Source organism: Latilactobacillus parafuchuensis, assembly GCF_055271665.1.
Genome location: NZ_CM143875.1, coordinates 1391833 through 1408857, shown reverse-complemented (window position 1 = coordinate 1408857; position 17025 = coordinate 1391833). Strand labels below are relative to the sequence as shown.

The following is a 17025-nucleotide window of genomic DNA, read 5'->3' as shown; positions in this document are numbered from 1 at the left end:
TCAATCTTTTAAAAATGTAAGTTCTGAACATCTTCACGAACTTGATGGATTAAATTCATCTTATGATCCCAAGCCCGTTGCGATAAATCAACTGGGTAATCTTGTGGGTTCAAATTCCGCTTGTATTCATCCCATAGCGAATTCAAATTCTCGGTACAGAATTTTTTGATGGCATTGATTTCAGGCAATGTATAAACACGTTGTCCCCGATCAAAAATCGTCCGTAGAATAGGCCGCGCATCAAAATCTGTCACTGTTTTGTTAATGTACGTATAGTTGGGGTGGAACATGTAAATCGACTCTTGTTCCAACGGATCTTCATCCCACAACGTAATATAATCGCCTTCTGATTTGTGATCGACTTGTTTGGTAATCCGCCAAACTTGCTTACGCCCAGGCGTCGACACTTTTTCAGCGTTGCTCGATAATTTAATCGTATCTTCCATTTGACCATCGGCATTTTCGATTGACACCATCTTATAAACAGCGCCTAAAGCGGGTTGGTCATAAGCCGTAATCAATTTGGTTCCAATCCCCCAAACGTCAATCTTGGCTTCTTGCATCTTCAAATTTTGAATTGTTTTTTCATCTAAATCATTGGAGGCATAGACTTTCGCTTCGGTGAAACCCGCTTCGTCCAATTGTTGACGGACCCGTTTTGAAATGTACGCCATATCGCCGCTATCAATCCGGACGCCTTGGAAATTAATTTTGTCGCCCATTTCCTTAGCAACCCGAATCGCACTCGGCACGCCACTTTTTAACGTATCGTAAGTGTCCACTAAAAAGACACAGTCACGATGGGTTTCAGCATAAGCGCGAAAAGCGCCATAATCGTTCCGGTAAGTTTGAACCAATGAATGCGCATGCGTGCCACTCGCAGGAATCCCAAAAATCTTCGAAGCACGAACGTTACTCGTTGCATCGAAACCACCAATATAAGCCGCCCGGGTGCCCCATAATGCCGCATCCATTTCTTGCGCGCGTCGGGTCCCAAATTCCATAATGGGGTCTTTACCAACGACCATTTTAATCCGGGCGGCTTTGGTCGCAATCAACGTCTGATAATTGACGATATTCAACAACGCCGTTTCAACTAGCTGACATTGGGCCAGTGACCCTTCAACTTGTAGAATCGGTTCGTTGCCAAAGACCAGTTCGCCTTCAACCGCGGAGCGAATCGTTAAATCAAACTTTAAATTTTCTAGATAATCTAGAAAATCAGCGGGATAACCGACTTCATCGCGCAGATAATCAATATCGCTTTCCGTAAAATGTAAATTCTCTAAATAATTGACAATTCGTTCTAAGCCAGCAAAAATAGCATAACCATTTTCAAACGGTAATTTGCGGAAGTAACATTCGAAAACTGCTGTTCGATTGTGCAAGCCCTTCTTGAAATAAGTTAACATCATATTGAGCTGATACAAGTCTGTGTGTAATAACAAACTATCATCAGGATATAATTTTTGCATTTCGCGCTCCTAATTGTAGACATATTTGGTATTAACTATATCATAAAATAAAACGTGCAAACAAAAAAAGACGGTTTTTACCGTCTTTTTTTGTTTAAAAGAAGCGCCAGCCCCATTTATTAAAATATTGCACCATTGATTTGATGAAAATCTTAAAGCCACCAAAACTGCGATGGGACGCCATCCCATAGAAATGGGTGACGACCGCATCGGGCACGTATAGAATTTGATGATTACTTTGATTAATCCGATCACATAAATCATTGTCTTCAAAATACATGAAAAAGCGTTCATCAAAACCATCGATCTCACGAATGACGTTTGTTTTCGTAAACATGAAAGCGCCAGAACCGTATTTAATCACTTGCCGTTCGTCGGTTAAATCCCGACATTCGTAGGCCGCTAATCGTTTAGCAAATAACTGCTTAACAAATTTAAACGGGACGAACCGTAGCATATAGTCAAAAACGTCTAACCGCTGACGAACCAAATGTTGCACGGTCCCATCCGGCCCGACAATCTTCGGCGTCAACATCGCAATTGATTCATCTTCCTGGTCCAATAAGGTTTCATACATCGCTTTGAAAGCTGATTCATTGAGAATAATATCTGGATTACAAATCAAAAAATAATCGGATGTCGTCAACGCCAAGTTCGCATTGTGCCCATGACCAAAGCCAGCATTATCGTGGCCTTCAATGATCTCAATATCGGCTGATTGATATTGTTTCAATTGCGCAATATAATCAGCCTCTGAGCCATTATCATGAACCAATACTTTAACCGGATAGTGTCCCAGTACCGCTGCTTGAATACTATCTAACGTTTTAAAAACATACTGACTATTATAAGTCACAATACTAATTGTCACCGTTTGATTTAGCGTCTTATTCATCGTCTCATCCTAATCAATTTTTGCCATAAATTTGTGGAGCGCATCTTGCCAAGTTGGTACTTCAAAGCCGGTTGCTTTAATCTTACTCAAATCCATGATTGAATGCCGTGGACGGTAAGCCTTTTGCGGATATTCTTCTGATGTGACCGGACTGACTTCGACCGCTTTGTCTTTGAGAATTTCACTGGCAAATTCATACCACGTACATGAATTATCATTTGATAATTGATACAAGCCATAAGGCACGTTGTTTTCAAGCGCATAGGTCATGAATTCAGCTAACGTCCGCGTCCAAGTTGGGCGACCAACTTGATCACTAACAACCGTTAAATGATCATGCGTTTTCGCCAAGTTGAGCATCGTGTAAACAAAGTTCTTACCGTATTCACCAAAGACCCATGAGGTCCGAATGATGTAATACTTACTCATCGTGTTCGCAACGGCTTCTTCGCCAGCCAACTTCGTGCGACCATATTCATTCTTTGGTGCGGCTGGTGTATCTTCTTTATACATTTGATCATTGGTACCATCAAACACGTAATCAGTACTAATATAGATTAACGTTGCGCCAATCGCTTCAGCGGCATTGGCAATATTTTGGGTACCGATCACGTTAACTTTGTAATTGATTGATTTGCCAGGTTCTTCTTCGGCCGCATCAACGGCGGTATAAGCCGCACAATGGTATACAATTTTAGGTTGGTTCGCTTCGAAATAAGTTGTGACCGCCGCTGCATCCGTAATATCTAATTCAGCTGCGTCCGTCCCAACGTATTCGATTTGTTTTTCATCTAGTAAATGACGTAGTTCGGTCCCTAGTTGACCATTAGCGCCGGTAATTAAAATTTCCATCGTTATTTTCCTCGCTTAATGTAATTTAAAATTTTTGGTTTCGTTAATAATAATACGCCGCCATATATCACAATGCCTATCAGCACTTGAATCACTAATTTAACCATACTAAACGGCATCGTTAAATTCATGTACAGTACCACCGCAAACATCATGAACCCGGCCAATAAATATTTCCATAATTCCTGAGCCATTTGGCCGAGGTCTAAATCATGGCGTACCACGTAAAATTGATAAGCCGTCACACTGACTTCTGAAAGGACCGTCGCAATCATCGCACCTTGGGTGCCTATCCATAAAATTAACGGAATATTTAAAATAATGTTAACGATGGCTCCAATCGTGACTGAAATCGTAAATTCACGATTATGACCGGTTGGTAATAAATATTGAACGCCTAAGACGTTACTCCATGCGATTAATAGAATCACAACGGATTCCAACATCATTAAGGGCCCGACCGGCGCGAAAGCTTTACCGAAGAACATCGTCGCAAATTTAGGCGCAATCGCCGCAATCCCAAACATCAATGGTACCGAAATCACACTGACAAAATCAAACGATTGATAGAGATACTTTTTGACCTGTTCATGATCGCCTTTGGCGAATGTATTGGCGACCCGCGGTAACATCACGGTTCCCGTGGCGGTGACAATCGCCAAAACCATCTTGACAATCTTATCGGAATTATCGTAAAAACCAGCCGCTTCGACCGACACCATTTTTCCGACCATCGTTTTATTTAAGATTAAATAAACTTGAGTCGCGATTTGGGGCACAAACAAAACCATTGAAGGTTTAAAATGTTGCCAAATCTTTAACTCCCGCCAGTTAGGTAAGTTGATGTAATGTTTCAAATACGGGAATAAGGTTAAATTTCCAATGAGTTGTGAAATTGATAAAATCGCAATATATAAGGTTAAATCACCTTTGCCCTTCACAAAAATAAAGATACAGGCCAATGAGATTAACTTAATAATAATATTTCGTAAGACGGTCACTTTGAAGTTTTCAAAGCCCATAAAGAACCACGAAATATCAAAAGCCGCTGCGACAATCAAGATGGCTTGCATGACGTACGCTTGATGGTAATCTTGGACAAACCCTAAGAAGACAAAGAACGCACCTAATGCAATCACAATTGTGATCATTCGCATGAGAAAAACTTCCCAAAAAATCTGGGAAGCTTTAGCGCGATTATCTCGATAATAGGCGATTTGCCGGTTACCATACAACGAAACCCCAATACTACCTAACAAGATAAAATATTGTGTATTTGAATTGGTAAACGAATTAATCCCAACCCCGGTTGGCCCCAATACTCGGGCAATATAGGGCATCGTGACTAACGGCACTAATAACACAAAGACTTGGTAAAAAACATTATAGAGATAATTTTTAATAATTTTCATGGTTAATCCTTTAGTTCATCTTTGACCACTTGTAACGCAGCGTGGATGACTTGATGCATATCGTAATAACGGTATTGGCCTAAACGGCCACCAAAGACCACTTTGGGTTCAGTTTGGGCTAAATCACGATACGCTTTGTATAAACGGTTAGTTTGGTCGTTGTTAATTGGGTAATAAGGTTCGTCACCACGTGACCAATCAGCTGGGTATTCCTTGGTAATGATGGTTTTATTCTTATCGCCCTTACCAAATTCAAAATGCTTGTGTTCGATAATCCGGGTGTAAGGTGTTTCAGCATCCGTATAATTGACTACCGCGTTACCTTGGTAATTATCAACGTCTTTTTCTTCGGTTTCAAATCGTAAACTCCGGTATTCGAGTTCGCCTAATTGATAATCAAAGAATTGATCAATCATGCCGGTGAAAATGACTTTATCGTATTGGTCAATGTACGCTTGTTTTTGGTCGAAGAAATCAGCACCTGTTTCGACGTCGATTAAATCACTGGCCAACATCTTTTCAATAATTTGCGTATACCCACCAATTGGAATCCCTTGGTATGTATCGTTAAAATAGTTGTTGTCATACGTCAAACGAACTGGTAACCGGCGAATAATAAACGATGGTAAGTCCGTCGCTTTTTGGCCCCATTGTTTTTCCGTATAACCCTTAATCAGTTTTTGATAGACATCCGTTCCGATTAACGAAATGGCTTGTTCTTCCAAATTCTCAGGTTCTTTGCCACCTAATACTTTACGTTGTTCCGCAATCTTAGCTTCAGCTTCAGCTGGTGTTACCACGCCCCACAACTTATTGAACGTGTTCATGTTGAACGGTAAATTGTAGATTTCGCCTTTATAGTTAGCGACTGGACTGTTGGTATAACGGTTGAATTCGGCAAATTGATTGATATAATCCCAAATTTCTTTGTTGCTAGTATGGAAAATATGCGCACCATATTGGTGGACTTGAATGCCATCCACTTCTTTGGTGTAGATGTTACCAGCGATGTGATCGCGTTTTTCGATTACTTTAACGTGGTTCCCGCGTTTAGCCGCTTCATAGGCAAATGTTGCGCCAAACAAACCAGAACCCACTACTAGATAATTAGTCATGTAAATAGACCTCGCCTTCTTTTAAATGCTTTGTTATTTTCCGATTAAGATAATGTCTGAAATTAACAAAGAAGAAAAACATTAAAATGAATAAATCAAAAGACCATTGGATTGATAACATGCCCAAAATAAGATAGATAATGATAAAATATACGGCACTATCGTAAATCGCACGGTCATACTGATAGTCACTAATTTGTCGCGTTTGTAACCAGTTCGTTGATCGTTTTAAATCAAGTAACAAATGAATAACATAGATGATAATAATAATACCTATGACTAACCCGAATTGGGCTAGCACAGAACCCCAAGCACTTTGATCGGGAAAATCTTTATTTTTTAAAAACAATTGATATTCTGCTAATTTTTTAACCGCAGCTGGGGCATTAATAAAATTAAAATGACTCGTTTGACCAAAACCAACCCCAACAAGTGGATTTTTGAATAACGTAATAAACACGGCTTGGGTGGCTAATAAACGCATAGTTGTTGAATCTGAATCAGTTTTACCGACCGTAAAGCTCAGTAACATATTCTTCAAGGCGGGAACCTTCATCACAATTATCGCTAATAAAGCACCCGCGATTAAGTATAAAATAATCAGATTCAATCGTTCTCGACCTTTAACCGCCCACAACAACAATAACGCAATGACGCCAACTGCCAAGATACCCGTACTAGTCTTCGCTAATACCAAAACACCAACTAAAACAGCAAACAAACCATAATAGAACCAACTATGATATTGTTTATTCGGGAAAAATAAATTAACTTTATTTTTCATTGCACTCAGGATGAACGGCGCAAAACCAATTGCCAAAACACCCGCTAAGAAACCGGATTCTGCATACAGGCCATTAACGCGTTGTGTACTTTGGGCATAACTGACTTTTTCAAATGAGCCGGGATTTAAAACATTATGAAATTCTAAATGGCGACCAATCAATTCGACAATACTTTCCAAACGTCCACCTAAAAAGACATAGATAATTTGAATTAAACAGATACCAATTAACAACACAAAAGCCCAAAAATTGCCGGTGACAATTTTTTTAACTTGGTAATCATGCCGCATCAACATATTCATCACAAAATAGATGATTATGAAGTTCGCAACAGTAATCATCGCAATCACAAATTTTTTTAGAATACTGCCCAAACCGTAACCCTCATTGGTCAAACCAATAAAAGCCAAAAATTGACTAATCATGACTAACCCAATAAACGCATAATGTCTGATTTTCAAATTATCCAGCGGTTCTAACGAAACGTGATCAACCACTCGTCGATAAATAATGATCAATATTCCTAAAAATGCGGTTTGCGAAAAGAAAGGAATATTTAAGACGTTCTTCTGGATAATACTCATTAAAATTAATAACTGTTCCATACGCTACCCACTATCTGATATTAATCAACACGTTTAATTTTCGGATTAAATCCTAATCCCGTAAACGTCCCCTTCAAAATGGCACCCGCTCGTTTAAACCGACTATCTTTAGCTTTCCCCAATGTCGACAAAGCATAAATAATGTGTCGAATAGTTAACTTGACTGTCGCACCTTTACCTTTATACAACTTACTGATATAAATCAAATTTCTGTATAAATAGAAATAACGATTGATTCGATCTTTTGAATCATTAAAAATGGTAATATCGGTTAAATTATTGGGGGTCTTATGGACGACTACGCTATCAATAACGAAATACGATGGTTTCGCCTGGCTGACGCGAATTGTATATTCCGTATCATCACCCCAAATAAATAATTCTTGGGTTGGAATCCCGTATTGCGCTACTATTTCCCGGGTTAAGAATACTGATACAAAGGTGCCTTGACTAACCGCAACTAAGCCATCATTAATTTTATCTGGCCATTCAAAAGCCGGCATCGGCATATTACATGACGTCCCGTCTAACCAACGTACATTACTACATAGGAAGCCAAAGTTATTATCCAATAACGCTGCTTTATTCAATAAATGGTGAGCTGCGTCTAAATTAGGAATCGTATCATCATCCATAATCCAGAAATATTGGTCATTAGTTTGTTCATAAGCCATCGCAAGTCCATGAGCAAAGCCACCTGCACCACCTAAGTTTTCATCCGAATTCTTAATAATAAATTTAGCATCCGCAAGCGTTGCTAAATATTCAGCAGTCCCATCCGTACTTTTATTATTAACAATGACGATGTGTGCAACATTTTCATTTTGTTCTAGTGCAGCCAAACATTCTTTTAACAAAGTTAGCCGATTATAGGTCACTAAGACCGCACAAATATTACGATTATTTGATTCCATAATTATTCCTCTCCGATTGTTGCCATGATTTCAGCGTGATATTCAGGTGAAACGTTATCCGCAACTTGATTGCCACCCGCAACTTCATTCACGTACCGATCATTTAAACTAACTCTTTGGGTCGCTTTCATTTGATACCATTCATATTCTAAATCGGCATGTCCAATATCAATTGCTTGATACCCCAATTTGGCTAAGTCATACGCCATCACAGTGGCGGTTGGCCCCAATGCAATTAGAATTAACGCATCCGGTGTTACGTGCGTTTGAATCGTCGCCATAATGTCCGAATAACGGTCAAATGCATTTTGGGCGGGGCATAAAATCCGCCGTACAGATTGCGCATTGGCCAATAAATCATTGCCCACCCCAAAACGAGTCGCTTCGCCTTCCACAATTACCACTTCACGATTCTGCCAAATCTGTTTAAGTAATGTAAAATAATGGGCCGTTTGTGATTTATCCCGACGATCAATATAGAATCGACTTAAATTAGCATCATAAAAAGTTGCTTGCTTATTCAGATACGGTTGCCAAGCTGGATAATACCGTGCAATGAGTTCAATCCAAGCATTCTTGTTTTGAGGCATATATTGGTTCAAACCATCAAAAACATCCGGGATACAAACTGCCAAATTCGGTGCATCCGTGGCCAACAGCACTTCTTTAAGTCGGTCACTCAACGCTTGCGAATTCTGTTGAAAAGCATAACTGTTCTCGTTGAGCAGCCATTTTAATTCTCCATCTCCAAAACGAGTCACTGACATTTTTTGCGTTGCAATTTGGTTTAACGTCTTTTCTAAATCAACCACATTTGGTTTATCGGCTGACTGCTGATACTTCAAATATCGACCAAGCAAAATAGGATGTTTTAATCCCATCACAAAGTTATACATTGGCGATGTTAGAAAACGATTATACAAATTTGTATTTTTAATCTTCTCCACTGTTAAGTCATCCTATTCTTAGTCTATTCATTTTTTATTGACCATTTTTAGCATAGTTTGCTTCAACGGCTGCTTTTTCAGCTTGCCACCAGTCTTCATGTTCCCGATACCAATCAATCGTATGTTGTAAGCCTGATTTGAAATCGGTAAATTCTGGTTGCCAGCCCAATTCTTCACGTAATTTGGTTGAATCAATCGCATAACGTAAATCATGACCCGGACGATCCTTAACTTGATCGTAAGCGTCTTGGGGTTGCCCCATTAATTCAAGCATCAATTCAAGAACGGTTTTATTATCTTGTTCGCCATCGGCGCCGATCAAATAAGTTTCACCAATCTTACCTTTGGTTAAAATCGCCCAAACGGCACTTGAATGATCATTGGTATGAATCCAATCACGGACGTTTTGACCTGAACCATACAATTTAGGCCGAATGCCACTCAAAATATTAGTAATTTGGCGGGGAATAAATTTTTCAATGTGTTGGTAAGGACCGTAGTTGTTTGAACAGTTAGAAATCGTTGCTTGCAAACCGAATGAACGGACCCAAGCACGGACCAACAAGTCTGAACTAGCCTTTGATGATGAATAAGGACTACTTGGATTATAACGGGTTTCAGGGGTGAATTTTTCTCCCACGCCCTCGCCGTGACCAGGTAGGTCTTCACGCAATGGTAAATCACCATAAACTTCATCCGTTGAAACGTGATGATAACGAACATTATATTTACGACAAGCTTCAATCAACGTATATGAACCAATAATATTGGTTTGAATAAACGGTGACGGATCTTTCAAAGAGTTATCATTGTGACTTTCAGCGGCATAATGGACAACCGCGTCAGCCTTTTGAACTAATGAATCGACCAATGGTGCGTCACAAATATCACCAACGACTAATTCAACGCGATCAGCTGGTAAACCAGCTAAGTTCGCACGGTTGCCGGCGTACGTTAATTTATCTAAAACCGTGACGTGCACTTCAGGGTGATTATTAACCACATAGTGGACAAAGTTAGAACCGATAAAACCGGCCCCACCAGTAACAATAATGTTTTTCATCTTGATTGACCTCTTTCTTTAAATCTCACCGTAAACAAACGGATTATCTTTTTCAAATTCAGTAAAGGTTGGTTGTGCAGCATCTTTTTCTGAAGTGATTGCTTGGTCAAAATCAATTGGCCAGTCAATATTTAACTCTGGCGTCTTAAATGAAATGCCGCCGTCGGCTTCAGCGTTATACGGATTGTCACATTTATAAAGGAAGTTCACATCATCCGTTAACGTTACGAAACCATGCGCATAACCCTTTGGAACAAGTAATTGACGATGGTTACTAGCTGACAAGATGTATCCTTCCCATTGACCATACGTCGGTGAACCAGCACGAACATCCACGATGACATCTAAAACAGCCCCAGTAACGACCCGAATTAATTTCGTTTGGGCAGCTTGACCCCGTTGGAAATGTAGGCCGCGAAGAACACCGGCTTGAGTCGATAATGAATGGTTATCTTGAATGAAATCAAAATCAATCCCAGCGTCTTTAAAATCTTGATCCGAATAAGATTCCATAAAGAATCCCCGATTGTCACCAAACACCGCTGGTGTAATCAACTTAACATCTTGTAACTTTGTAGTTGTGACTTTTAACTTGCCCATTTTTAATACGCTCCTCTAATCTTCTGCGACTAATCTTAATAAATATTGACCGTAATCGTTCTTCTTGAGCGGTTGCGCTAATTCAATGACTTTGGCTTTATCGATGTAATGCATCCGATAAGCAATCTCTTCCAAACAAGCGACCTTTAAGTTTTGCCGTTTTTGAACGGTCGCAATAAAACTGCTGGCTTCTTGTAAAGAATCGTGGGTGCCGGTATCGAGCCAGGCAAAACCACGACCCATTAATTCAACATCTAATTCGCCTTTTTCAAGATAAGCTTTATTGATATCAGTAATTTCTAATTCACCGCGTGGTGATGGCTTGATATTCTTAGCGATTTCGACAACCTGGTTGTCATAGAAATATAAACCCGTTACGGCATAGTTACTAGCCGGATGTTCTGGTTTTTCAACGATTGATTTAGCGTGCATATTTTCATCAAAATCAACGACCCCAAAACGTTCGGGATCATTAACATGATAACCAAAGACGGTCGCGCCAGTCTCTTTTTGAGCAGCGCGTTGGAGCATTTCTGAAAGGCCACCACCGTAATAGATGTTGTCGCCTAAGATCAAACAAACTGAATCTTCGCCGATAAAGTCAGCTCCTAGGATAAACGCTTCGGCCAAACCATTGGGTTTGTCTTGAACCGCATATTCAATATTTAAACCTAAATCATGACCATCACCAAATAATTCTTCAAAACGTGGTGTGTCAGTCGGTGTTGAAATCACCATAATATCTTGAATCCCAGCCAACATTAAAACGGACATGGGATAATAAATCATCGGTTTGTCATAAATTGGAATCAATTGTTTAGATAGTGCTCGGGTGATTGGATACAAACGCGTGCCTGAACCACCAGCTAGAATAATACCTTTCATCGTCAAAAATCCCCTTTCAAATAGCAACTATGACCATGTTAATATCTGCAGAATATAAAATGCATTGCGTCCAAAACCACTCTTTAAGATACCGTACTGCTTAAGTCTTTGATATCTTTTAGGTTTGCTAACCTGGGTCACGTCTTGGAAGAAATCAATCATTTCAACTTTATCTACCGGCAAGCTTGGATATTGTTTAGCAAATTCTCCCGCCTGTTCCATTGCAGCTTCTAACATTGATTTCGTTTTTTTAAATAGATGCTTACGTGTTAGTAATTCATTAAAACTACTCTTAGCACCCACTTGGTTATTGCCGTGTTGTCGATATAGAATAGTCGCTTGATTAACAAAACCAATCTTTCCAAAAGCACTGGCTACTAATGCAAACCACCAATCGTGCATTTGAATATGGTTTAAATCAATCTTTTGGCAACGATTCTTCAAATTTTGATTAATCATGACGGTGCAGCCTGTTACGGAATTCTGAACTAAGAACCGGCCAAACGTGGCTTGCGGATCTAAGTCCTGGGTTTTAACCATTGATTCACTCTTAATTTCTAAATCCTGATCGACCACTTTCAAATCAGTATGGACTAAAATCGGTTGCTGTTGATTCTGACTTTCGATAACTTGCATCTTAGCCAACGTCAATGCCACCTTTTGGGGTAACCAAACATCATCTTGATCGCAAAACATATAATAATCAGCTTCAACTGCTTGTAACAATTCAAAAAATGAGCCAATAACCCCACGATTAGCGGGCGTATTTTCGTTAATCCAATGAATTCTAGGATTACTTTGATATTGCTTAAGAATCGTCAATGTCTGGTCCGTTGACCCATCGTCCCTAATAAATAGCTCCCAAGACTGATTCGATTGATTAATAATGGATTCAATTTGTTCTGGTAAATATTGTTCGCCATTATAAGTGGATAATAATATTGCTATTTTGTCTGCCACTATCAATGCCTCCTGAACGCTTTATTTAAGATACAAACTACCAATAAACGGAATTGTTGCCTCTTTTGTAAATTTAATGATTGCCAACAATTGATCCTTAGTCGTTACCTTAGCCTGTACCACTGTAAACATGGCGTCTACCTTAGTTAACGCTAAACGTTCTTGCGGTATCTCTAAATGACCAACCACTAAAATCAATTGATCTTCGGTTTCTGGGATTATTGTGGTTTCTTCAGTAAACGCTATTTGAGCGGTCACCTGTTTAATGTTAAACTGCCACTCTTTTAACTGATTAACCACCCGATTTAATAATTCAACCTGTGATTCATCAGTGACTGTCGCACCAATTACTTGATAATCATTTTGAATACGAGCAATCAGATCCGTTGCAATTTCTTGAACGTTATTTTCACTAACATCAGTAATTACCGGTGTCACTGTGCGATTTTCAATAAAATGGCGATTGACAATTTTTTGATTAAAATATTTGCGTAAGAAAATTAGACCAGCTGACAAGAATAGCCCTAAAACACCTGCAAAGAAAACGACTTTTTTAGTACTCATGCGGGTGATGGTTGTCTTTTTAGAATATTCAGAATCAACGACTTTGACTGACCCAGTTTTCATATCTTTTTTATATTGTTGCAAGGCGACTTGATTATAAGCCCGGCTGACTAATTTAACCGTTTTTTTAGTATCCCCTGATATCTTCAACTTTAAAATCGTCGTTTGGGGAACGGATTCAATCGACATCATTGAATCAATCTCAGCGACGGATAATTTTAAATCCTTTTTAGCGAGTTCTTTTTTAACTGTTTTTTGTGTTTGTTTATTTTTTAAATTCTCTAAATAAGTATTTAGAAAAACGGGATCACTACTATTTAACGTCATTACTTTTTCATTTTCAGCATACTGCGTTACCTGCAATTTAGAGATTGTTTCATATGATGTTGCAGCACTACCATGTCCCCTTAAAAGTAGCCCCAGAATAACAAAAACAATTGCTGTTACAATGACCATTACAGCATTCTTAACTGTCATCATTTGGGTTAATGCCTCGTCCACACTATATTTCTTATTCATTTTAATTAGACCTCATCACTTTTTTATGTGCATAAACACATTTAAGGATACCATAAATTCAAGGTGTTTCACTATTTAAATAGGTCTTTCCCCAAATTTAAAGATAATTTAAAAACCACTATCTAATAAATCTATTTATTATTGATGAGAATTAATGGATTTAATCTACCATTTTAACTAAATTTATACTATGATATTAAGGGTGATTATTTTGTTAATCACCTTACGCATTTTTAATTTATTAATACTAAAGGAGCATTAAAATGAACCTTAAAACCACCTATCTTGGTAGTGTTCTACTAATTACAAGTTCTATCCTACTTTTCAATCAGGCTAATCCGACTCAAGCCGCGACCGCAACTAGTTCAACTGAAATCAGTTCAACCAGTAGTCGGCCCTCTGACGTTACGACTTCATCGAGTACAAGCAGTGTTGAAACTAGTAGCAGTTCAAGTTCAAGCCAATCATCATCAACTAGTTCTGAATCTAAAGTAACTTCAAGTAGCGCCAGCACACATAGCACTTCACAAACACCCACCACAGAAAAGAATAGTAAAACACCAGTAGCCGTTAATAAGACACTGGGCCCTGGGTTTTATGAAAAAACCGTCCAATCGGCCAGTACCTTCTCACTTTCGAGAAGTAATCTATTAAGAAGTTCGAATACAACCAACTTCCTTAATCAAATTAAAGCGGGTACTTTAGCCGCTTGGCATACGTACCACGTCCTACCTTCAGTTTCTGCCGCCCAAGCAATTCTTGAAAGTGGTTGGGGCCAATCAACACTATCCACTTCTGCCCATAATCTGTTTGGCATCAAAGGGACTTATAACGGCCAATCAGTGACGATGCCAACCCAAGAATACGTTAACGGTCAGTACATTACGATTAATGCTGCTTTCAGAAAATATCCGAGCGTTGCTGAAAGTATCGCTGATCACGGTGCTTTTCTAAATAATAATTCTCGTTATAGTAATTTATTAGGGGTCACTGACTATCAGAAAGTTGCCCAATTATTACAAGCTGATGGCTACGCAACTTCACCAACCTATACGACTTCTCTAATTCGGATTATTGAAGAATACAATTTAGATGACTGGGATAAAGAAGCCATCGGCGCGGTTACCGCTAGCTCGCTCGATCGCTACGATATCTTAAACGGCCGTTTCAATGCCTTTGGTTGGACTATTAGCCCCGCGTCAGTTGGTAAACCCTACAGCTACGTTTTTGCGATGGATGCTACGACGGGTAAAGAAATTATGCGTTGGAATATCGGACGCATTACACGACCAGATGTTGGTGCTAAATATCCAAATACCCCTAATTCTAGTAAGAGTGGCTTCGCCGTCTTCACTAAGATGTCAGCCAAACTATTCGGTAAAAAGATTCATCTATTAGTCCGTTATTCTAGCGATCCCCACGGTAACTATAATGCTTCTGACGAAACGTTTGCTAAGACAATTGTCATTCCAACACAGGGCACTGTCGGCAGTCTTGATCAACTCGTTCAAAAAGGCAACTCAGTCTCTGCTTTTGGTTGGCAACTTGGGCAGTATACGCAAAGTACCCCTTATCGTTTCATTCTCGTCAATGATGCTAAAACTGGTAAAGTGTTAGCTAAGAAAGCAATCGGTTCGTTTACACGAGCTGATGTCGCTTCTAAATACCCAACTTGGTCTAATCCTAGTCTAGGTGGCTTTAACGCAAGTGTGCCAATCAATGCTCAAATGAAACATAAAACAATTACTGTCACCACCCGTTATACGGATGCGGCCGATGGTAATGGTCACAATATTGATTACACTTCTAAGAAACAAATCACACTTAAATAACTGGCCAATCAAAAAGGGCTAAATTCCAATTGATTTTGGAATTTAACCCTTTTTTAGTTGATTCTCATTGTGATAATTTAACAATAATGGCCTTGCCAACTACTTTAACACTATTATTGGCTGGAAAAACAGCCATTTGGGCCACATTCGCGCTTAAGCGTTGATAGTCAGTTGGACTAACGGGTGGGATATCCAACCCTTGGTTAAACAAGAAGCTACTAACTCGACCAGTCACCCCACGTTCAGTGCCCGCATCCCATTCAAAGAATGATTTCCCCAAAACATTGCCCCGCATTATTTGATCAGACGCAAAATCTTTCGTCCCATAGATAGCTAATTTATAGTGATTTTTCGATTCAATCTGGGTGTTGTCTAACTGGTTCTCTAATTGCGTCTTGAATTGTAATTCAGCTTGAAATTGATTATATTCACTGACCCCAAAATCATTGGTAATTTTGACCTGTCCCGCTAAACCAATCATTAAACCTGCGGCTAGTATGCCTTTGATCCACCGACTAGATATATTAGTAACTAATAGTAGTGTCAAAAATAATACGGCAATTGAAAAAGTGGGTGCGTAACTTCTAATTGGTCCCAAACGTCCCATTAAGAGCACGGGTGCACCAATCGCCAGATCAGTGATCAAAACGGACCCCATCACAATCACAGTGTAACTAAGTGATTGTGTCTTTTTGATTAACAGCAAAAACAAACCAGCTATCAAGCAAAAAATACTTAACCAAGTTGCTAGACCAAAATTAAAATAAGTTAATCCAAAAAATGTGTGTTTGACAGTTCGTAACACTTGAACCAACCAGACTTTAAACGGTACTTTGCCAATAATGTACATTCCTTTTAAATAATTAGTCGGTTCTGTCGCTAATAACATCATCATTATTTTGCTAAAGAGTCTGTTTAGAAGACCCGCACTAATCAATACACCAACATAAGGTATCGCTTTTATTAGATATTCAAGAAAAGGCAATTTAGCGTGTAATAAATATAAGCTAATTAAAGCTAGGATAACAAAAGCCACCTGCAGTGACGGATAAACTGAAAAGGCCCCAACGGCCAATATAACGGCCACCGCAAAAAACGGCCACTGGTGGCTCTCATCAAAATACTGAATACAAAGGATAGCGCCATACAATAAATTAAGGGCCACCATCACTGGAATGCTTTGCAGAATAAAATTAGTTTGTTCTAACATGATCGGCGATGTCAGGTAGAGTCCCCCTGCAATGAACAACCATATTTTATTAATTTTAAATGCCGTTCGCCAAATGATAAACATTAAAAAGACAATACTTAAAAACAATAACCCGTAGGTCACAATATTTGTCAAAATAACATTCACATTCAATCCAATGGTTAAAGGCCAAGCTAATATTGCCAAGCCATAACGGCCCAAGCTGACCCACCATTTGAACGGGACCCCATTTCGGATAAATAGTTCAGTATCAATTGAATAACTGTATAAGAATAGTTTACTGGAATAGGTAATGATGGTTAGCACCATCAGACTTAACAATAAGCTTTGATTTTCACCCCGAAATTGTCGCCACCGTTTTAATTCTGCTACCCCTTTAATTTTCAACTAAA

General features: G+C 39.1%; 15 protein-coding genes. 1 reads left to right on the top strand and 14 read right to left on the bottom strand.

The features are described 5' to 3' along the window. Window positions 1-8 precede the first annotated feature (8 nt). The 13 genes from ACVPPQ_RS06910 to ACVPPQ_RS06850 form a co-directional block, all read right to left on the bottom strand. Entirely contained in the window at window positions 9-1475 is a 1467-nt protein-coding gene (locus ACVPPQ_RS06910) for a nicotinate phosphoribosyltransferase (RefSeq protein WP_463493562.1), read from the bottom strand. A gap of 94 nt (window positions 1476-1569) precedes the next feature. Continuing rightward, entirely contained in the window at window positions 1570-2370 is an 801-nt protein-coding gene (locus tag ACVPPQ_RS06905) for a glycosyltransferase family 2 protein (protein WP_463493560.1), read from the bottom strand. A gap of 9 nt (window positions 2371-2379) precedes the next feature. Further along, complete coding sequence (gene rfbD / locus ACVPPQ_RS06900; protein WP_463493558.1) at window positions 2380-3222, bottom strand: dTDP-4-dehydrorhamnose reductase; 843 nt, start codon at window positions 3220-3222, stop codon at window positions 2380-2382. Window positions 3223-3224: 2 nt separating this feature from the next. Next, complete coding sequence (locus tag ACVPPQ_RS06895; RefSeq protein WP_463493556.1) at window positions 3225-4634, bottom strand: flippase; 1410 nt, start codon at window positions 4632-4634, stop codon at window positions 3225-3227. Window positions 4635-4636: 2 nt separating this feature from the next. Next, entirely contained in the window at window positions 4637-5749 is a 1113-nt protein-coding gene (gene glf, locus ACVPPQ_RS06890) for a UDP-galactopyranose mutase (RefSeq protein ID WP_463493554.1), read from the bottom strand. Then, window positions 5742-7139, bottom strand: coding sequence for an O-antigen ligase family protein (locus tag ACVPPQ_RS06885; RefSeq protein ID WP_463493552.1), 1398 nt, complete (start codon window positions 7137-7139; stop codon window positions 5742-5744). The genes glf and ACVPPQ_RS06885 overlap by 8 nt, the downstream gene beginning before the upstream one ends. Window positions 7140-7159: 20 nt before the next feature. Next, the gene (locus tag ACVPPQ_RS06880) at window positions 7160-8053 is read right to left on the bottom strand and encodes a glycosyltransferase family 2 protein (RefSeq protein ID WP_254680154.1); all 894 of its coding nucleotides are present in this window, start codon (window positions 8051-8053) and stop codon (window positions 7160-7162) included. A gap of 2 nt (window positions 8054-8055) precedes the next feature. Further along, entirely contained in the window at window positions 8056-9000 is a 945-nt protein-coding gene (locus ACVPPQ_RS06875; RefSeq protein ID WP_463493550.1) for an SP_1767 family glycosyltransferase, read from the bottom strand. Between the two features lie 34 nt (window positions 9001-9034). Then, window positions 9035-10063, bottom strand: coding sequence for a dTDP-glucose 4,6-dehydratase (gene rfbB / locus ACVPPQ_RS06870; RefSeq protein WP_463493548.1), 1029 nt, complete (start codon window positions 10061-10063; stop codon window positions 9035-9037). An 18-nt stretch (window positions 10064-10081) separates the two neighbouring features. Next, a complete protein-coding gene (rfbC, locus tag ACVPPQ_RS06865) occupies window positions 10082-10663 on the bottom strand; it encodes a dTDP-4-dehydrorhamnose 3,5-epimerase (protein ID WP_463493546.1) in 582 nt (193 codons plus the stop codon). 15 nt (window positions 10664-10678) lie between these two features. Continuing rightward, window positions 10679-11548, bottom strand: coding sequence for a glucose-1-phosphate thymidylyltransferase RfbA (gene rfbA, locus ACVPPQ_RS06860; protein ID WP_463493544.1), 870 nt, complete (start codon window positions 11546-11548; stop codon window positions 10679-10681). 27 nt (window positions 11549-11575) lie between these two features. Further along, on the bottom strand, window positions 11576-12508 hold the full coding sequence (locus ACVPPQ_RS06855) for a glycosyltransferase family 2 protein (protein ID WP_463493542.1): 933 nt from the start codon (window positions 12506-12508) through the stop codon (window positions 11576-11578). A 21-nt stretch (window positions 12509-12529) separates the two neighbouring features. Continuing rightward, the gene (locus tag ACVPPQ_RS06850; protein WP_463493540.1) at window positions 12530-13591 is read right to left on the bottom strand and encodes a YveK family protein; all 1062 of its coding nucleotides are present in this window, start codon (window positions 13589-13591) and stop codon (window positions 12530-12532) included. A 263-nt stretch (window positions 13592-13854) separates the two neighbouring features. Between ACVPPQ_RS06850 and ACVPPQ_RS06845 the strand changes: the two genes are divergently transcribed. Continuing rightward, complete coding sequence (locus tag ACVPPQ_RS06845; RefSeq protein WP_463493538.1) at window positions 13855-15423, top strand: glycoside hydrolase family 73 protein; 1569 nt, start codon at window positions 13855-13857, stop codon at window positions 15421-15423. A gap of 64 nt (window positions 15424-15487) precedes the next feature. Here the strand turns inward: ACVPPQ_RS06845 and ACVPPQ_RS06840 are convergent, their stop codons facing one another. Continuing rightward, the gene (locus tag ACVPPQ_RS06840; protein ID WP_463493536.1) at window positions 15488-17020 is read right to left on the bottom strand and encodes a glucosyltransferase domain-containing protein; all 1533 of its coding nucleotides are present in this window, start codon (window positions 17018-17020) and stop codon (window positions 15488-15490) included. Between the last annotated feature and the right edge of the window lie 5 nt (window positions 17021-17025).